Origin of the sequence: Streptomyces sp. NBC_01210 (assembly GCF_036010325.1) — a bacterium.
Taxonomy (GTDB): domain Bacteria; phylum Actinomycetota; class Actinomycetes; order Streptomycetales; family Streptomycetaceae; genus Streptomyces.
On record NZ_CP108549.1, the window covers coordinates 8,612,087 to 8,630,324 of the forward strand.

The following is an 18,238-nucleotide window of genomic DNA, read 5'->3' on the forward strand; positions in this document are numbered from 1 at the left end:
GGGCGTGCCCTCAATCGCCGGACGGGCTCCGCTGGAGCCCGTCCGGCGATTGAGGCGCGAGGTCCGGGGCGGAGCCCGGTTGGTTCAGCGAAAGACCACCGTACGGTTCCCGTCCACCATCACGCGGCTCTCGCTGTGCCACTTCACGGCGTGCGCCAGCACCTGTGCCTCCACGTCCCGCCCAACCGTGACCAGTTCGTCCGGGTCGAGCGAGTGATCCACGCGGACCACGTCCTGCTCGATGATCTGGCCCTCGTCCAGGTCCGGCGTCACATAGTGCGCCGTGGCGCCCACGAGCTTCACGCCGCGGTCGTACGCCTGCCCGTACGGGCGTGCGCCCTTGAAGCTGGGCAGGAAGGAGTGGTGGATGTTGATGGCCCGGCCCTCGAGCTGCTTGCACAGGTCGTCGGAGAGGATCTGCATATAGCGGGCGAGCACCACCAGATCGATGTCCAGCTCGCGCACCAGCTCCAGAAGACGTGCCTCGGCGTCGGCCTTGGTGTCCCTGGTCACCGGGATGTGGTGGAAGGGGATGCCGTAGGTCCCGGCCAGCTCCTCGAACTCCTCGTGGTTGGAGACGATGGCCGGGATTTCGATGTTGAGAGCGCCGGTGCGCCGGCGGAAGAGGAGGTCATTCAGGCAGTGGCCGAATTTCGACACCATGATCAGCGTGCGGGTCGGGGTCGAGGCGTCCCGCAGGGTCCACGAGATCCGGTAGGCCTCGGCGACGGGGCCGAATCGGTCACGCAGTTGTTTCACGTCGGTGTCGGGGTCGGACACATCGAAGTGGACCCTCATGAAGAAACGGTCCTGAAGCCGGTCGTCGAACTGCTGGCTCTCCAGGATGTTGCCGGAGTTCCTGACCAGGTAGCCGCTCACGGCGTGCACCAGTCCGGCCTGGTCCGGGCACGAGAGGGTGAGGACGTATTCGCGGCCAGGTTGCGGTCGAGGGGACATACGTGGCCTCCGTTGGTGCGTATTGCACAACACGGTGAGTGATACGCAACATGGTCAGCCCCTTGTGGGCCGCGGTCAAGAGAAGCGGGACAACTGGGCTCCAGGGCGGAATCCGCCCGTCTTGCCCTCTTGACGTGGGTCATGCGTTCGGCCAGGGTGTTCCACCACAAGCAATGCAGTGCATGATGCGCAACGAACTTCGGTCGAAGGGCTCCGCACGTGGCAGACCTGTATCTGGACGGAGAATGGCGCGATCCGGTGGCCGGGGGCCACCGGGAGATCCTCTGCCCCGCAGATGGCACGCTTGCGGCGGTCGTGTCCGAAGGGACCCGGGCCGACAGCGAGGCCGCGATCGCAGCGGCCCGCCGGGCTTTCGACGAAGGCCACTGGCCGCGAACCCCCGAGCGGGAACGCGGCGCGCTGCTGCTGCGCACCGCCGATCTGATCGAGCGCGACGCCAAGGAGTTCGCCCGCGCCGAATCACTGGACACCGGCAAGCGGTTGGTGGAGAGCGAGTACGACATCGCCGATGTGGTCTCCTGCTTCCGCTACTACGGCGGGATCGCGGGCACCAGCGCCGGCCGGGTGGTCGACACCGGACGCGACGACGCCGTCAGCCGCGTCACCTACGAGCCGGTCGGAGTCTGCGGGTTGATTACCCCGTGGAACTATCCGCTGCTCCAGGCGTCGTGGAAGGTCGCCCCCGCTCTCCTGGCCGGAAACACGATCGTGCTGAAGCCGAGCGAGCTCACCCCGTCCACATCGATCCTGCTGATGCGGGCACTTGAGGAGGCCGGTCTGCCGGCCGGAGCCGCCAACCTCGTGCTGGGTACCGGACCCGAGGTGGGCGCGCCGCTGTCCGAAGACCCCGCCGTCGACATGATCTCCTTCACCGGGGGCCTGGACACCGGCCGAAGGATCATGGCCACGGCCGCCGCGACCGTGAAAAAGGTCGCCCTCGAACTGGGTGGCAAGAACCCCAATGTCGTCTTCGCCGACGCCGATTTCGAGGCCGCGGTGGACTTCGCTCTCACGGCCGTCTTCCTGCATTCCGGGCAGGTCTGCTCGGCCGGCGCCCGTCTGATCGTCGAGGACGAGCTCCATGACGCCTTTGTCGACGAGGTCGTACGCCGTGCCGGGCGAATCCGTCTGGGCGGCCCCTTCGATCCCGAGGCCGATACGGGACCGCTGGTCTCCGCACAGCACCGGGAGAAGGTCGAGGCCTACGTCGCCGAGGGCCTCGCCGAGGGCGCCGTACTGCGCTGCGGCGGCAGTCGCCCGGAGGACCCGGAACTCGCGAGCGGCTACTACTACCCGCCGACCGTGCTCGACGAGTGTCGCCAGGACATGCGTGTGGTGCATGAGGAGTCCTTCGGCCCCGTGCTGACCGTCGAGCGCTTCAGCGGCGAGGACGACGCCGTACGCATCGCCAATGACACCGAGTACGGACTCGCCGGAGCCGTATGGACGCAGGACGCCGGCAAGGCCCAGCGGGTCGCGCGACGCCTGCGCCACGGCACCGTGTGGATCAACGACTACCACCCCTATGTACCGCAGGCGGAATGGGGTGGCTTCGGCCACTCGGGCGTGGGCCGGGAACTGGGGCCGACGGGCCTGGACGAATATCGCGAGCCCAAGCACATCTGGCAGAACATCCAACCCCGGCCGCAGCACTGGTTCCGCGGCTGAATGCCGAAGAGAGGTCGACCGTGACCCCAACAGAGACTGAACTGCCGCAGCGGCGCGGCACGTCCCAGGACCAGGACAGGCCCCCGGTCATCTCCGTGCGCGGGCTGTGGAAGGTGTTCGGGCCCAAGGCGGACCAGGTGCCGGATTCCGACGAGCTGTGCGGGCTCACGCGCCGCGAGCTCATGGACCGCACGGGATGCACCGCCGCCGTACGGGATGTGAACTTCGACGTGTCGCCCGGCGAGGTCTTCGTCGTGATGGGCCTGTCCGGTTCCGGCAAGTCCACGCTGGTGCGATGTCTCACCCGGCTGATCGAACCCACCGCGGGTGAAGTGAACTTCGAGGGTGAGGACATCCGTGGCGCGGACGCCAAACGGCTGCGCGAGCTACGGCGCCGCAAGTTCTCCATGGTCTTCCAGCACTTCGGGCTGCTGCCGCACCGCCGGGTCGTCGACAATGTCTCGTACGGCCTGGAAATACGTGGCATGGGCAAGGCGGAGCGCGTCAAGCGGGCCATGGAGGTCGTCGAACTGGTCGGCCTGGCCGGATACGAGAACTCCTACCCCGACCAGCTCTCCGGCGGCATGCAGCAGCGCGTCGGTCTCGCCCGTGCGCTCGCCGGCGATCCGGACGTGCTCTTCTTCGACGAGCCGTTCTCCGCGCTCGACCCGCTGATCCGCCGCGACATGCAGAACGAGGTCATCCGCCTGCACCACGAGGTCGGCAAGACCATGGTCTTCATCACCCACGACCTGTCCGAGGCGCTCAAGCTCGGCGATCGCATTCTCATCATGCGCGACGGCAAGATGGTCCAGTGCGGCACAGGTGACGAACTGGTGGGCGCTCCCGCCGACGATTATGTCCGCGAGTTCGTCAAGGACGTGTCCCGCGCCGAAGTCCTGACCCTGCGCTGGATCATGCGCGCCCCGGAGCCCGGCGACGCCCTCGACGGCCCGGAGCTGGGCCCGGACGTCGTGGTGCGCGAGGCGACGCGGGCGGTGCTCGCCGCCGACAGGCCGGTCAAGGTCGTCCAGGACGGCAAGCTGCTGGGCATCGTCGGCGACGAGGAGATCCTCGCGGTCGTCGCCGGACAGGAAGGCGGCGCGTGATGGTTGTCGCCGCCGACGCGGCCGCCCCGGCCCGGGCCGTGCGCCGAGTCAGCCGCCGCGTCGTGGTGGCCGCGATCGTGCTCGCCTGGCTGGTGCTGTTCGCCGCCCTGCGCGGGCGGGAGACCCTGGCGCTGGCGGCGGCCGACCTGACGGACCTGCACCGCTGGTTCAACTCGGTCAACGACAGCATCGGGGCGAACCGCAACAGCAACCCGCTCTTCCTCTACTTCTTCAACGAGATCCGGCTGGTCATCGACAATCTCGTCACCTTCATCCAGTCGCTGATCTCCCAGCCGCAGGGCGGGCGCCCGGTCCCCGTCATCGGCTGGCTGGGCGTCGTCGGCCTCGCCGGATATCTCTCCTGGGCGTTCGGGAACATACGCGTCGCGGCCCTGGCCGTGGCCGGGTTCGTCTTCCTGGGGCTGCAGGGACTGTGGCAGGAGAGCATGGACACGCTGGCCCTGACCCTGTCGGCGGTCTTCGTCTCCCTGCTCATCGGCATCCCGCTCGGCATCTGGGCCGGGCTCTCCGACCGGGTGAACCGCGCCATCACGCCGTTCCTGGACTTCATGCAGACGATGCCGACCTTCGTCTACCTCGCTCCGCTGACGCTGTTCTTCCTCATCGGCCCGGCATCCGCGACGATCGCCACGCTCATCTACGCGGCGCCGCCTGCCATACGCATCACCGCGCACGCCATCCGCTCGGTGCCCGCCACCACGGTAGAGGCCGCAGAGTCGCTGGGATCCACCCGGCGGCAGACGCTCACCAAGGTGCTGCTGCCCATGTCCAAGCGGACCGTCGTGATGGGCGTGAACCAGACCATCATGGCCGCGCTGTCCATGGTCACCATCGCCGCCCTGATCGACGCGCCCGGGCTGGGCAAGACGGTCGTCAAGGCGCTGCAGACCCTGGACGTCGGCGTCGCCTTCAACGCCGGCCTCGCGATCGTCGTCATGGCCATCGTGCTGGACCGGGTGACGACCGCGGCGGGTGACCGTGTGGAGGCCGCGAGGAAGCGCCGCGCCGGCCGCTTCACGAAGTGGCGCCGGCCCCTCCTGCTGGCCGGTGGCGCGGCGGCCGCGGTGTGCGTGTGGCTGTCCCACACCTATGTGTGGGCAGCCCAGTTCCCCGGCGACGCCTCAGTCGGCGGCGCGATCGCGCGCACGGCGGACTCGGTCACCCTGTGGACGCAGGACACCTTCGGCGGACTGACCAACGGAACCAGGGACCTGATCACCACGGCGCTGCTCAACCCCTTCGAGACACTGCTCACCGAGTCCCCCTGGTGGCTGGTCGGCGTCGTCCTCGTCGCCGTCGGCGCAGTGCTCGGCGGGTGGCGCGCGGGTGTCACGGCGGCGGTCTGTGTGGCACTGCTCGTCGGGACCGGGGTGTGGTCGGACAGCATGACGACGCTGGCCTCCACGGCGGTGGCGACTCTGATCGTGATGCTGCTCGGCGTCGTGGTCGGGGTCTGGATGGGCCGCAGTCCGCTGGTCGACCGGCTGATCAGACCCAGCCTCGACGCGGGCCAGACCATGCCCTCCTTCGTGTATCTGGTGCCGTTCCTGGCGCTGTTCGGTGCGACGCGCTTCACGGCGATCATCGCCGCGGTCGTCTTCGCGGCTCCCGTGACAATCAAGATCATCGCGGATGGAGTGCGAGCGGTGCCACAGACCACGGTGGAGGCCGCCACGGCAGCCGGCTCCAGCACTTGGCAGATCATCACCAAGGTCCAGCTCCCCATGTCACGCAGCGCCCTGACACTCGCGACCAACCAGGGACTGATCTACGTCCTGTCCATGGTGGTCGTGGGCGGTCTGGTCGGTGCGGGCGCCCTGGGCTACGACGTCGTAGCCGGTTTCTCCCAGGGCCAGTTGTACGGCAAGGGCCTGGCGGCGGGCCTGGCCATCGTTCTGCTCGGGGTCATGTTCGACCGGATAACCCAGGCAGCGGCACGGCGCACAACGAGGGCGCCCGGCGCCCGCTAGGCCGGTCACAACTCAGCGCCCACAGGAAGAAGCACAGGAGGCAGTAATGATCGGAAACTTCATTGGGCAGTCGCGGCCCGCGAGACGGCGGGCCGCGGTGGCCGGGCTGGCGGCGATGAGCCTCGCCGCGCTCACCGCCTGCGGCGGCGCCAAGGTCGGCGAGTCGGGATCGGACAAGGCGGGGGGCGCCGGCAAGTGCGGCACGTTCAACCTCGCGATCAACCCCTGGGTCGGTTACGAGGCCAACGCGGCGGTCATCGCGTATGTCGCCGAGAATGACCTCAAGTGTCAGGTGACCAAGAAGGACCTCAAGGAAGAGGTCGCCTGGCAGGGCTTCGGCACCGGCGAAGTGGACGCCGTCGTCGAGAACTGGGGCCACGACGACCTGAAGAAGAAGTACATCACCGACCAGAAGACCGCCGTGGAGGCCGGCGCGACCGGCAACACGGGCGTCATCGGCTGGTTCGTGCCGCCGTGGCTGGCCAAGGAGCACCCGGACATCACCGACTGGAAGAACCTCAATAAATACGCCGCCAATTTCAAGACGTCGGAGTCGGGTGCCAAGGGTCAGTTCCTCGACGGCGATCCGTCGTTCGTGACGAATGACGCCGCACTGGTGAAGAATCTCAAGCTGGATTACAAGGTCGTCTACGGTGGCAGCGAGGCGGCGCTCATCCAGGCGTTCAGACAGGCCGAGGCCAAGAAGTCCTGGGTGATCGGATACTTCTACGCGCCGCAGTGGTTCATGTCGGAGGTCGAGCTGGTGAAGGTGAATCTGCCGGCGTACAAGGACGGCTGCGACGCCGACGCGGAGAAGGTCGCCTGCGACTACCCCGAATACGAGCTGGACAAGATCGTCAGCAAGAAGTTCGCCGACTCGGGCAGTCCTGCCTATGACCTCGTCAAGAACTTCACCTGGACCAACTCGGACCAGAACCTCGTGGCCAAGTACATCGCCGAGGACAAGATGACGCCGGAGGCGGCGGCCAAGAAGTGGGTGGACGCCAACCGCGACAAGGTTGATTTCTGGCTCAAGAAGAGCTGATCCACAGGAGGGGCCGGGAGCGTTGACCGTGCCCGGCGGGCTGCCGTGACAGCCCGCCGGGCACGGCTGTTTTTTTGCCCCGGTTACGGCCGTGAAGGCCCCTTGACACCCACCCTCGGCGACCGGCATCGTGAGTTGCGCAACCTGAAGCATGTTGCGCTGACAGCAACTTAACTGCTTAAAGGCGGAGGTGCGGCGATGGCGGGACCCCGAGTGGTCATCATCGGAGCGGGCGTCGTGGGAGCGGCGCTCGCGGACGAACTGTCCTTCGCGGGCTGGACCGACATCACGGTCGTCGACCAGGGGCCCCTCCCCGCCACCGGCGGGTCGTCGTCCCATGCGCCGGGGCTGGTCTTCCAGACGAACTCCTCGAAGACCATGACCGAGCTCGCCCGCTACACCGTCGAGAAGTTCTGCAGCCTCGACGTCGACGGAGAGCCCTGCTTCCTGCAGGTGGGCGGACTCGAGGTGGCCACCACCCCGGAACGCCTGATCGAGCTGCACCGCCGCCACGGCTGGGTCACCGCCTGGGGCATCGAGTCCCGGCTGCTGAGCCCCGAGGAGTGCATCGAACTGCACCCGCTGGTGGACCCCGGGCGCGTCCTCGGCGGCCTCCTGGTCCCCACCGACGGCCTGGCCAAGGCGGTGCTCGCCGTCGAGGCCCAGATCCGGCGGGCCACCGAGCGCGGCGTTCGCTTCCTCGCCCGCCACGAAGTCCTCGACGTCGTACACAGCGAGGGCGAGGTCAGCGCAGTCGTCACCGACCAGGGCGAGATCCCCGCCGACATCGTCGTGTGCTGTGCGGGCATCTGGGGCCCGAAGATCGCCCGCATGGTCGGCATGAACCTGCCCCTCACCCCGCTCGCCCACCAGCTCGCCTGGACCGGCCCCGTTCCCGCACTGGAAGGCCAGGCCGAGGAGGCCGTCCGGCCGATCCTGCGCCACCAGGACGCGGATCTGTACTACCGCGACCGCTTCGACCGCATCGGCATCGGCTACTACGGCCACCGGCCCATGCCGGTCGACCCGGAGGACATCGCCTCGGTGGACGAGGCCGAGCGGATGCCCTCGGTCATGAAGTTCACCGAGGACGACTTCGCCGACGCCTGGACCGAGACACAGGCACTGCTGCCCGCGACCCGCGACGCCAAGATCGAAGAGGGCATCAACGGTCTCTTCTCCTTCACCACCGACGGCCTGCCGCTGCTGGGCGAATCACCTGACGTCAAGGGCTTCTGGGTCGCCGAGGCCGTGTGGGTCACCCACTCGGCCGGCGTGGCCCGCGCGGTGGCCGAATGGCTCGTGGAGGGCCACTGCTCGTCCTTCGATCTGCACGAGTGCGACGTCAACCGCTTCGAGCCGCATCAGCTCTCCCCGGAGTACGTCCTGGCACGCGACTGCCAGAACTTCGTCGAGGTGTACGACATCCTCCACCCCCTCCAGCCGGCCGGCGCGCCACGCCCCCTGCGCACCAGCCCCTTCTACGCCCGCCAGCAGGAACTCGGCGCCGTCTTCCTGGAGGCCACCGGCTGGGAGCGGCCCCAGTGGTACGAGGCGAACGAACACCTGGCAGCCGGGCGTTCCATCCCCACTCCCAACGACTGGGCGGCGCGCTACTGGTCGCCCATCGTCGGCGCAGAGGCCCAGACCACGCGCGAGACCGTCGCGATGTACGACATGACCGCGCTCAAGCGCCTGGAAGTCACCGGTCGCGGCGCCGCCGCGTTCCTCCAGCGGCTGTCCACCGGCAACGTCGACAAGTCGGTCGGCTCGGTGACGTACACCCTGCTCCTCGACGGAGACGGCCGTATCCGCAGCGACATCACCGTCGCCCGTCTCGGCCGCGACCACTTCCAGGTCGGCGCCAACGGCAACCTGGACCTCGACTGGTTTGGCCGACACCTGCCGGCGGACGGGTCGGTCCAGGTACGCGACATCACCGCCGGCACCTGCTGCGTCGGCCTGTGGGGCCCGCTGGCCCGCGAGGTGCTCCAGCCGCTCGCCGACTCGGACTTCTCCAACGACGGTCTGAAGTACTTCCGCGCCAAGCGCGCCCACATCGGTTCCGTCCCCGTCACCGCCATGCGCCTGTCGTACGTCGGCGAACGCGGCTGGGAGCTGTACACCACCGCCGACATGGGCCAGAAACTCTGGGACACCCTCTGGCAGGCCGCCCAGCCCCTCGGCGGCATCGCCGCCGGCCGTGGCGCCTTCAACAGTCTGCGTCTGGAGAAGGGCTACCGCTCCTTCGGCACCGACATGACCTATGAGCACGACCCCTACGAGGCGGGCGTCGGCTTCGCCGTCAAGCTCGACAAGGACGACTTCATCGGCAAGGCCGCGCTGGAGCGGCGCAAGGCCGATGTGCGGCGCCGCCTGACCTGTCTGACCATCGACGACCCGCAGGCCGTGGTCATGGGGAAGGAGCCGGTGTACGACGGCGACCGCCCCGTCGGCTATGTCACCAGCGCCGCTCACGGCTACACGATCGGCAAGGGCATCGCCTATGCGTGGCTGCCCGCCGAGCTCGCCACGACCGGCCGCACCATGCACATCGGCTACTTCGACCAGCGCGTCGAAGCGGTCGTCGCCGACGAGCCGCTGTTCGACCCCTCCATGTCCCGCCTGCGCGGCTGAGCCCCCATCCGTAAGAAGAGGAGCACCGTGAGCGCAAAGGTCCTCGACGGACGCCGTACCGCGGCTGCGATCCGCACCGAACTCGCCGAGCGCGTCGCCAAGCTGGCCGCGCGGGGAATCACGCCGGGCCTCGGCACCGTACTGGTCGGCGACGACCCCGGCAGTCACGCGTACGTCGCCGGTAAGCACCGCGACTGCGAACAGGCCGGGATCGCCTCCATCCGGCGCGAACTGCCCGCCGACGCGACGCAGGAGCAGGTGGAGGCCGTCATCGACGAGCTCAACGCCGACCCCGCCTGCACCGGCTACATCGTCCAACTGCCGCTGCCGCGGGGCCTGGACGCCAACGCGGTACTGGAGCGCATGGACCCGGCCAAGGACGCCGACGGCCTGCACCCGGTCAGCCTCGGACGCCTCGCTCTCGGCATCGAGGCCCCGCTGCCCTGCACCCCGCGCGGCATCGTGGAACTGCTGCGTCGCCATGACGTCCCCCTCGCCGGAGCGCGGGTGTGCGTCATCGGGCGAGGCATCACGGTCGGACGGCCGATCGGGCTGCTGCTCACCCGCAGGTCCGAGAACGCCACCGTGACCCTGTGCCACACCGGGACCAAGGGTCTGGCCTGGCACGTACGGGAGGCGGACATCGTCATCGCGGCCGCCGGATCGCCCGGACTGATCACCCCCGAGATGCTTCGGCCCGGTGCCGTCGTCCTCGACGTCGGTATCACCCGCACCGACGAAGGGCTGATCGGGGACGTGCACCCCGATGCCGCCACGGTCGCCGGATGGGTCGCGCCCATGCCCGGCGGCGTAGGACCCATGACGCGGGCGATGCTGCTCGCCAATGTCGTTGAGGCTGCCGAGAGGAACGCCGCATGAACACGCTGAACGCGCCGCTCGCCGAGCTGGACCCGGAGGTCCACGCCGCCGTCTCCGCGGAGCTGGACCGCCAGCAGTCCACCCTCGAAATGATCGCGTCGGAGAACTTCGCCCCCTCGGCGGTCATGGAGGCCCAGGGTTCGGTCCTGACGAACAAGTACGCCGAGGGCTATCCGGGGCGCCGCTACTACGGCGGCTGTGAACACGTCGACGTGACCGAGCGGCTGGCCATCGAGCGGATCAAGTCCCTCTTCGGCGCCGGATTCGCCAATGTGCAGCCGCACTCGGGCGCGCAGGCGAACACCGCCGTCTACTTCGCCCTGCTGAAGCCCGGTGACACCATCCTCGGCCTCGACCTCGCGCACGGCGGTCACCTCACCCACGGCATGCGCATCAACTACAGCGGCAAGATGCTCAATGTCGTGCCCTACCACGTGGACGAGACCGACAACCTGGTCGACATGGACGAGGTGGAGCGGCTCGCCAAGGAGCACAGCCCCAAGATGATCATCGCGGGCTGGTCGGCGTATCCCCGGCAACTGGACTTCGAGGCCTTCCGGCGGATCGCCGACGAGGTGGGCGCCTACCTGATGGTCGACATGGCCCACTTCGCGGGCCTCGTGGCCGCCGGACTTCACCCCAGTCCCGTACCGCACGCCCATGTCACCACCACGACCACCCACAAGACGCTCGGCGGCCCGCGCGGCGGCGTCATCCTCACCAATGAGGCCGACATCGCCAAGAAGATCAACTCTGCGGTGTTCCCCGGAATGCAGGGCGGCCCGCTGGAGCACGTCATCGCAGCGAAGGCGGTGTCGTTCAAGGTCGCCGCGTCGCCGGAGTTCGCCGAGCGGCAGGCCCGTACCCTGGCCGGCGCCCGCATCCTCGCCGAACGGCTCACGCAGCCGGACGCGACCGCGGCCGGAGTCAGCGTCCTCACCGGCGGCACCGATGTCCATCTGGTCCTGGTCGACCTCAGGGAGTCGGAACTGGACGGGAAGCAGGCGGAAGACCTGCTCCACGACATCGGTATCACCGTCAACCGCAACGCCGTCCCCTTCGATCCCCGCCCGCCCATGGTCACTTCGGGGCTGCGTATCGGCACCCCCGCTCTGGCCACCCGCGGCTTCACCGAAGAGGACTTCACCGAGGTCGCCGATGTGATCGCGCTCGCCCTCCAGCCCGCGCCCGATGTCGCCGCGCTCCGCGCCCGTACGCAGGCGCTGGCTGCCAAGCACCCGCTGTACCCGCACCTTTCAGGAGACGCCCGATGAGCCCCCGCACCCCGGGCGCCGACCTCCCCGAGCACCCCGACTGGCTGTGGCGCACGCCCGAGCCGAAGCGGTCGTACGACGTGGTGATCGTGGGCGGCGGCGGACACGGTCTCGCGACCGCCCACTACCTGGCGAAGAACCACGGCATCACCAATGTGGCCGTGCTGGAGAAGGGCTGGCTCGCGGGCGGCAACATGGCCCGCAACACCACCATCATCCGTTCCAACTATCTGTGGGACGAGAGCGCCGGAATCTACGAGCATGCCCTCAAGCTCTGGGAGGGGCTGGCGGACGAACTGGACTACCCGATCCTCTTCTCCCAGCGCGGTGTGCTGAACCTCGCCCACAGCCTGCAGGATGTCCGCGACAGCGTGCGCCGTGTCGAGGCCAACCGGCTCAACGGCGTCGACGCCGAATGGCTGGACCCGCAGCGGGTCAAGGACGTCTGCCCCATCGTCAACATCTCACCCGACGTGCGGTATCCGGTGATGGGCGGCACCTACCAGCCGCGGGCCGGTATCGCCAAGCACGATCACGTTGCCTGGGGGCTGGCGCGCTCCGCCGACGCCGCGGGCATCGACATCATCCAGAACTGCGAAGTCACCGGCATCGACATCCAGGGCGGGCGGGTCGTCGGCGTGCAGACCACGCTCGGCCCGATCGCCGCCGGCAAGGTGGCGCTCTGCTCGGCCGGTCATACCTCGGTACTGGCAGCCATGGCGGGCTTCGAGCTGCCGCTGCAGAGCCACCCGCTGCAGGCGCTGGTCTCCGAGCTCCTTGAGCCGGTGCACCCCACGGTCGTGATGTCCAATGCGGTGCATGTGTACGTCAGCCAGGCACACAAGGGCGAACTGGTGATGGGCGCGGGCATCGACGCGTACAACGCCTACACCCAGCGCGGCGCCTTCCACATCATCGAGCATCAGATGTCCGCCGCCCTGGAACTCTTCCCGGTCTTCGCCCGTGCCCATGTACTGCGTACCTGGGGCGGCATCGTCGACGTCAGCCCCGACGCCTCGCCGATCGTCGGGCTCAGCCCTGTCGACAACCTCTACCTCAACTGCGGCTGGGGAACCGGCGGTTTCAAAGCCACCCCGGGCGTCGGCTGGGTCTACGCCCACACCATCGCCCACGACACCCCCCACCACCTCAACGCCCCCTTCTCGCTCGACCGATTCACCACCGGCGCGCTCGTCGACGAGCACGGCGCGGCCGCGGTGGCCCACTAGGGAGCCGAATCGATGCTGCTCATCCCATGCCCCTGGTGCGGGCCCCGCGACGAGGCCGAATTCCACTACGGCGGCCAGGCGCACGTGCCCTATCCCGAGGACCCCGCCGCCCTGACCGACCAGGAGTGGGCCCGCCATGTCTTCTTCCGCGACAACCCCAGGGGTCCGTTCGCGGAGCGCTGGAGCCATGCGGCCGGATGCCGTCGCTGGTTCAACGCCGTGCGTAATACGGCGACGAACGAGATCCTGACGGTGTACCGAGCGGGCGAGCCGCGCCCGGAACCGGCGGCCTCCCCTTCAGCCGGTAGGGTCGGCGGACAGGCTGTCCCGCACAATCCAGCCCCTCCGGCGTTTGAGGAGCGGAGTCCAGGGGCGGAGCCCCTGGTTACGGGAAAGGGCGGGGTGGGGGAGTCAACCCCCGCCCCCACCATCGGCACCGGCACTCAGCCGTTCCGGCGCACCGCCGGCGGCCGCGTAGCCCGTGCCGAACCGCTCACCTTCACCTTCGACGGCACGACATACGAAGGCTTCCGCGGCGACACCCTCGCCTCCGCCCTGCTCGCCAACGGGATCATCCAGGCCGGCACCAGCATCAAGCTCGGCCGCCCGCGCGGCATCTTCTCCGCCGGCGTCGAGGAGCCCAACGCGGTCGTCCAGATCGAGGAGCCGTTCCCCGAGCCCATGCTGCCCGCGACGGCCGTGGAGCTGTACGACGGGCTCGTCGCCAGCAGCCTCCCCGGGCAGGGACGGCTTGCCACCGAGCCCGATCCCGCGCGCTACGACGCCGTCCACGCCCACTGCGACCTGCTCGTCGTCGGCGCGGGACCGGCCGGACTCGCGGCCGCGGCTGCCGCCGCAGGCAGCGGGGCGCGTGTCATCCTTGCCGACGACCAGCCCGAGCTGGGCGGCAGTCTCCTCGGAACAAGCCAACTCCTGGACTGGGCAGCCGAGATGGGCGCGCGGCTCGGTGCCGAGCCCGAGGTTCGTGTGCTGCGCCGCACCACCGTCTTCGGCTACTACGACGACAATCATGTCCTCGCCGTCGAACGCCGCACCAACCACCTCGGCGGCGAAGCCCCCGAGCAGGTCTCCCGCGAGCGTGTCTGGCGCATCCGCGCCCGCCGCGTCGTCCTGGCCACCGGAGCCCATGAGCGCTCGCTGGCCTTCGCCGACAACGACCGGCCCGGCGTCATGCTGGCGGGCTCGGCCCGTACGTACGCCAACCGCTACGGCGTCCTGCCGGGCCGTCGCGCCGTCGTCTTCACCACCAACGACAGCGCCTACGCGGCCGCGCTCGACCTGGCGGCGGCGGGCGTGGACATCGCGGCGGTCGTAGACACCCGACCCGAACCGGGGGAGTGGGCGCGCCGCGCCCAGCAGGCCGGGATCGAGGTGCTGGCCGGGCATGCCGTGACGGGTACCGCGGGCGACGCACGCCTCGCCGCGGTGACCGTTGCCCCGTACGGAGGGCCGTCGGGGCGCGAGTTCGCTGCCGACCTGTTGCTGGTCTCCGGTGGGTGGAACCCCGTCGCGCATCTGTTCAGCCAGGCGGGCGGAAAGCTGCGTTACGACGAGACGCTCGGCACCTTCGTCCCCGACTCATGCCCTCAGGCGGTCGAGGCCGCGGGCTCCGTCGCCGGCGTCTTCGATCTGCCCGGCGTTCTCGCTCAGGGCTCTGCGGCGGGCGCCCGAGCGATGGAGGCCGAGGGCTATGGGGTCGGTGCCCCCGAGCTCCCGGTTGTGGCCGGCGAACCGCAGTCCCCGTCCATGCAGGTCTTCGTCGTCCCCGGCGCCGCCGGCGCGCCACGCTTCGTCGACCTTCAGCGTGATGTCACCGTTGACGACCTGGCCCGCGCGACGGGCGCCGGTATGCGCTCGGTCGAGCACACCAAGCGCTACACCACCGCCGGTACCGCCAACGACCAGGGCAAGACATCCGGTGTCCTCGCCAGCGGCACCGTCGCCCAGCTCCTCGGCGTGGACATCTCCGCCCTCGGCACGACGACGTTCCGCCCTCCCTACACCCCCGTCTCCTTCGCCACCCTCGCGGGCCGCGACCGCGGCGCGCTCCATGACCCTGTGCGCGTGACCGCCCTGCACGACTGGCACGTCGAGCATGGTGCGCTCTTCGAGAACGTCGGTCAGTGGAAGCGGCCCTGGTACTACCCCCAGAACGGCGAGGACATGAAGGCCGCCGTGCTCCGTGAGTGCCGCGCTGCCCGCGAGGGCGTCGCCTTCATGGACGCCTCCACCCTCGGCAAGATCGACGTGCAGGGGCCGGACGCCGCCGTTCTTCTCGACCGGCTCTACACCAACATGATGAGCACCCTCAAAGTCGGCATGATCCGCTACGGCGTCATGTGCCGCCTCGACGGCATGATCTTCGACGACGGCACCGTCATCCGCCTCGCCGCGGACCGTTTCCTCGTCACCACCACGACGGGCAATGCGGCCGCCGTCCTGGACTGGATGGAGGAGTGGCTGCAGACCGAGTGGCCCGAACTACGCGTCCACTGCACCTCCGTCACCGAGCAGTGGGCCACCGTCGCCCTCGTCGGCCCCCGCTCCCGCGAGCTGCTGGCCGGCCTCGCCCCCGAACTGGCCGTCGCGAACGACGACTTCCCCTTCATGGCGTGGCGCGACACGACCGTCGCCGAAATCCCCGCCCGCATCTGCCGGATCAGCTTCTCCGGCGAACTGGCCTACGAGATCAACGTGTCGCCGTGGGACGCCCGCGCGCTGTGGGAGGCGCTGTACGCGGCCGGGAGCCGGTTCGGCATCACCCCGTACGGCACCGAGACCATGCACGTACTGCGCGCCGAGAAGGGCTATCCGATCATCGGCCAGGACACCGACGGCACGGTCACCCCGCAGGACCTCGGTATGAGCTGGGCGGTGTCCAAGAAGAAGCCCGATTTCGTCGGCAAGCGCTCCCACGCACGCGCCGACACCGTACGCGGCGACCGCAAGCACCTCGTCGGCCTGCTTCCCGAGGACCCGGACTCCTTCCTCCCCGAGGGCACCCAGCTGGTCGCCGACAGCGTGCTCCCCGAGCCGCCGGTGCCGATGCTCGGCCATGTCACCTCCAGCTACCACAGCGCGGCGCTCGGCCGGACCTTCGCACTCGCCCTGATCAAGGGCGGCCGGGAGCGCATCGGCGAGCGGTTGTACGCGCCCGTGGGCGACCGTCTGGTCCCGGTGACCGTCGCAAGCCCCGTCCTCTACGATCCCGAGGGAGCCCGCCGCGATGGCTGACACCGCAACCCGCCACAGCCCCTTGGCGCATGCCGCCGGGCGCCTCACCGCGGCCACCCGCGCCTCCGGAGGAGCCGTCCGCCTGGTCGAACTGCCCTTCCTGGCCCAGGTCAACGTCCGGCTCGACCCCAAGGGCAAGGCTGCTGACGCCGTCGGGCTTGCTCTGGGTCTCCAACTGCCCATCGAACCCGACACCGTCGTACACGCCGGTGGCCGCGCCGCCATCTGGCTCGGCCCCGACGAATGGCTCGTCGTCGGGCCGCCCGGCAGCCAGTCGGGCCTGGAGGACCAGATCAGGGCGGCTGCCGGCGACGAACCGGCATCGGTCACCGATGTCTCGGCCCAGCGCACCACCCTGCTCGTCACGGGCCCCCGCGCCCGCGATCTGCTGGCCCACGGCTGCCCGCTGGACCTGCACCCACGTGCTTTCGGCCCCGGACGCTGCGCCCAGACCACCCTGGCCCGCGCGCAGGTAGTGCTGGTCGCACGGGACGAACCCCGGGCCGGTTTCTGGTTGCTGGTCCGTTCGTCCTTCGCCGGCTACCTGGCGGACTGGCTGCTGGACGCCGCATCGGAGTACGTCTGACGGAGCTGCGTGCTTGCCGTCCGGGAAGGCCATGGCCTCGGCTGCATGCGTGGCCGGAGCGCGAGCGGGAGTTCCTTCTCTGCCGACAGTTCGACGCACGTGAGCGCGACTGGCTGCAGCGGTATCCGCCCGGTCGGCTGGAGATCATCGAAGTCGAAGTCGATGGTGCTCCGGCCGGCCGGATCCGGCTCTCTCGAGGCCGACCGTGGACCCGGTCCCGCCGTGTGGTCGACCTCGCTGTCGCCCGGGAGTACCGGCGACGCGGCGTCGCGACCGAGGCGCTGACCCGCTGCCCTCCGCGGTGGCGACGAGCTGGACCTCTTCCTGCACCGGTCGTGAGAGTTGTACCGCGAACCAAAGGCGGCCGGTTCGGTCATGGCCGAAGCCAGTGGTGCCCCCTCGTCTCACGGTTCACTGGTTGCCCACAGGTTCATCGGCCATACTGCCCGTCGTGGAGCAGCGCGTAGATCCAAACATTCCGCTCGAGTACGCCGTCGGGACAGACCCGGCGTACATCCCTGGCCTCACGGCCCCCCGCTCTGCCGGGACGGGAGAAGTGGAGGAGGCAGAAGAGCCAATCCCGGACCAGACCGAGGAGCGAAGGTCTGACGAGGCCGTCCGTGAGGAGGTACCCGCCCCCGACGAGGAGGGTGTCGTCAGCGAGACGGGGGAGGAAGTGAGCGGCCCCGTCTTCGAGGTCAGAGACCGCCGCGGTTCGATCAGGGCGGACCGCGACGGGGTCCGGTTCCGGCTGGACGATGAGGAAGCCGAGTTCCGGTGGGACGAGATCGGCGCCGTCGAGGTGAAGTCCGCCCGATTCGGGCGTCGATTCACCGTCACGGTCCACTTGACGATGCGCCGTTGGTTCGACGCCGAGGTCGAGGCCCCGGCCAGGAGCCTTCTCAAGGAGTGGGCAGCGGAACTCGACGCTGTCCTGGACGCTTACTTCGAGGAGTCCTGACCAGCAGTCAGCGTGCCTGTTGCGTATCGGGAAAGAGGCATTCGGCGAGCACCGGGCGGTGGTGCTCGCCGGGCGACATCCCCGGCGGCCACCGACCGTGAGGTCACACCGCCGCGGCTGCCGGGACAGCGACTGGATCGGGTGAGGTGGCAGGCGGAGACACGTGATGCGCCTGCCCCTCTTCGACGATGGCGCGTTGTGCAGGGAAGGCTCACGTCGGCGTCGCAGGCCCCAGGCGCACCCAGTCCGTCCCTCAGGTCTCCTCTTCCATACGAATGGCGCTCCTGAGGTTTTCGAGTGCCTGGCCGGGCTTCTTCTCCTGCATCTCCAGCAGCGCGGCAGCGATGGCGTCGAGCTTGCGCTGGATCGCGTGCTCGGCTCTCCGTTCCGAGTTCTTGAGCAGGGCCAGAAGCAGCAGCGTGACGGCGGTCATCGATTCTCCGGCGAGCAGCAGCCACTCGTCCGGAAGCTTCATGGCATGGGCAGTGACGACGAGGGCCACCAAGGCCAAGCACACTCCGAAAAAGGCCGGCGAGCTGGTGAAGTTCGAGGCGTGCTCCGCCAACCGGGCGAACCATGTGCGCTTGTCGCCACCGCGATCGGCGGGATGCTGAAGAGTCATACGA

The 18,238-nt window shown here is 69.1% G+C and carries 14 protein-coding genes; 12 read left to right on the forward strand and 2 right to left on the reverse strand.

Annotated elements, in window-relative coordinates:
* Positions 1-84 precede the first annotated feature (84 nt).
* The gene (gene purU / locus OG735_RS38855; protein ID WP_327327842.1) at positions 85-957 is read right to left on the reverse strand and encodes a formyltetrahydrofolate deformylase; all 873 of its coding nucleotides are present in this window, start codon (positions 955-957) and stop codon (positions 85-87) included.
* 219 nt (positions 958-1,176) lie between these two features.
* Between purU and OG735_RS38860 the strand changes: the two genes are divergently transcribed.
* From OG735_RS38860 to OG735_RS38910, 12 genes are all read left to right on the forward strand, one after another.
* Positions 1,177-2,646, forward strand: a complete 1,470-nt coding sequence (locus OG735_RS38860; RefSeq protein ID WP_327327843.1) for an aldehyde dehydrogenase family protein — start codon at positions 1,177-1,179, stop codon at positions 2,644-2,646.
* Positions 2,647-2,666: 20 nt separating this feature from the next.
* Complete coding sequence (locus OG735_RS38865) at positions 2,667-3,755, forward strand: quaternary amine ABC transporter ATP-binding protein (protein ID WP_327327844.1); 1,089 nt, start codon at positions 2,667-2,669, stop codon at positions 3,753-3,755.
* The gene (locus OG735_RS38870) at positions 3,755-5,746 is read left to right on the forward strand and encodes an ABC transporter permease (protein ID WP_327328604.1); all 1,992 of its coding nucleotides are present in this window, start codon (positions 3,755-3,757) and stop codon (positions 5,744-5,746) included. The genes OG735_RS38865 and OG735_RS38870 overlap by 1 nt, the downstream gene beginning before the upstream one ends.
* 46 nt (positions 5,747-5,792) lie before the next feature.
* Positions 5,793-6,791 carry an ABC transporter substrate-binding protein gene (locus tag OG735_RS38875; RefSeq protein ID WP_327327845.1) on the forward strand — a complete coding sequence of 333 codons (999 nt, stop codon included), beginning with the start codon at positions 5,793-5,795 and terminating at the stop codon, positions 6,789-6,791.
* A 198-nt stretch (positions 6,792-6,989) separates the two neighbouring features.
* Positions 6,990-9,428 carry a GcvT family protein gene (locus OG735_RS38880; RefSeq protein WP_327327846.1) on the forward strand — a complete coding sequence of 813 codons (2,439 nt, stop codon included), beginning with the start codon at positions 6,990-6,992 and terminating at the stop codon, positions 9,426-9,428.
* Between the two features lie 27 nt (positions 9,429-9,455).
* A complete protein-coding gene (locus tag OG735_RS38885) occupies positions 9,456-10,307 on the forward strand; it encodes a bifunctional methylenetetrahydrofolate dehydrogenase/methenyltetrahydrofolate cyclohydrolase (RefSeq protein WP_327327847.1) in 852 nt (283 codons plus the stop codon).
* Positions 10,304-11,581 carry a serine hydroxymethyltransferase gene (gene glyA / locus OG735_RS38890; RefSeq protein ID WP_327327848.1) on the forward strand — a complete coding sequence of 426 codons (1,278 nt, stop codon included), beginning with the start codon at positions 10,304-10,306 and terminating at the stop codon, positions 11,579-11,581. Before OG735_RS38885 ends, glyA begins: the two co-directional genes overlap by 4 nt.
* Positions 11,578-12,810: a sarcosine oxidase subunit beta family protein gene (locus OG735_RS38895; RefSeq protein WP_327327849.1), complete on the forward strand. Its 1,233-nt coding sequence runs from the start codon at positions 11,578-11,580 to the stop codon at positions 12,808-12,810. Before glyA ends, OG735_RS38895 begins: the two co-directional genes overlap by 4 nt.
* Before the next feature lie 12 nt (positions 12,811-12,822).
* Positions 12,823-16,065 carry a sarcosine oxidase subunit delta family protein gene (locus tag OG735_RS38900; protein WP_327327850.1) on the forward strand — a complete coding sequence of 1,081 codons (3,243 nt, stop codon included), beginning with the start codon at positions 12,823-12,825 and terminating at the stop codon, positions 16,063-16,065.
* Positions 16,058-16,651 (forward strand): sarcosine oxidase subunit gamma, encoded by a 594-nt coding sequence (locus OG735_RS38905; RefSeq protein WP_327327851.1) that lies wholly within the window; start codon positions 16,058-16,060, stop codon positions 16,649-16,651. Before OG735_RS38900 ends, OG735_RS38905 begins: the two co-directional genes overlap by 8 nt.
* A gap of 41 nt (positions 16,652-16,692) precedes the next feature.
* Positions 16,693-17,118 carry a GNAT family N-acetyltransferase gene (locus tag OG735_RS42180; protein ID WP_442812645.1) on the forward strand — a complete coding sequence of 142 codons (426 nt, stop codon included), beginning with the start codon at positions 16,693-16,695 and terminating at the stop codon, positions 17,116-17,118.
* Positions 17,103-17,612, forward strand: coding sequence for a hypothetical protein (locus OG735_RS38910; RefSeq protein WP_327327852.1), 510 nt, complete (start codon positions 17,103-17,105; stop codon positions 17,610-17,612). The genes OG735_RS42180 and OG735_RS38910 overlap by 16 nt, the downstream gene beginning before the upstream one ends.
* Positions 17,613-17,865: 253 nt before the next feature.
* Here OG735_RS38910 and OG735_RS38915 read toward each other — a convergent pair whose 3' ends face one another.
* The gene (locus tag OG735_RS38915; RefSeq protein ID WP_327327853.1) at positions 17,866-18,234 is read right to left on the reverse strand and encodes a low affinity iron permease family protein; all 369 of its coding nucleotides are present in this window, start codon (positions 18,232-18,234) and stop codon (positions 17,866-17,868) included.
* Positions 18,235-18,238 lie beyond the last annotated feature (4 nt).

What these genes read in the sequence shown, in the direction of transcription:
- OG735_RS38875 (WP_327327845.1), top strand. Translation starts at nt 5,793, where the DNA reads ATGATCGGAAACTTCATTGGGCAGTCGCGGCCCGCGAGACGGCGGGCC.
- OG735_RS38900 (WP_327327850.1), top strand. Translation starts at nt 12,823, where the DNA reads ATGCTGCTCATCCCATGCCCCTGGTGCGGGCCCCGCGACGAGGCCGAA.
- glyA (WP_327327848.1), top strand. Translation starts at nt 10,304, where the DNA reads ATGAACACGCTGAACGCGCCGCTCGCCGAGCTGGACCCGGAGGTCCAC.
- purU (WP_327327842.1), bottom strand. Translation starts at nt 957, where the DNA reads ATGTCCCCTCGACCGCAACCTGGCCGCGAATACGTCCTCACCCTCTCG.
- OG735_RS38905 (WP_327327851.1), top strand. Translation starts at nt 16,058, where the DNA reads ATGGCTGACACCGCAACCCGCCACAGCCCCTTGGCGCATGCCGCCGGG.
- OG735_RS38915 (WP_327327853.1), bottom strand. Translation starts at nt 18,234, where the DNA reads ATGACTCTTCAGCATCCCGCCGATCGCGGTGGCGACAAGCGCACATGG.
- OG735_RS38895 (WP_327327849.1), top strand. Translation starts at nt 11,578, where the DNA reads ATGAGCCCCCGCACCCCGGGCGCCGACCTCCCCGAGCACCCCGACTGG.
- OG735_RS38880 (WP_327327846.1), top strand. Translation starts at nt 6,990, where the DNA reads ATGGCGGGACCCCGAGTGGTCATCATCGGAGCGGGCGTCGTGGGAGCG.
- OG735_RS38870 (WP_327328604.1), top strand. Translation starts at nt 3,755, where the DNA reads ATGGTTGTCGCCGCCGACGCGGCCGCCCCGGCCCGGGCCGTGCGCCGA.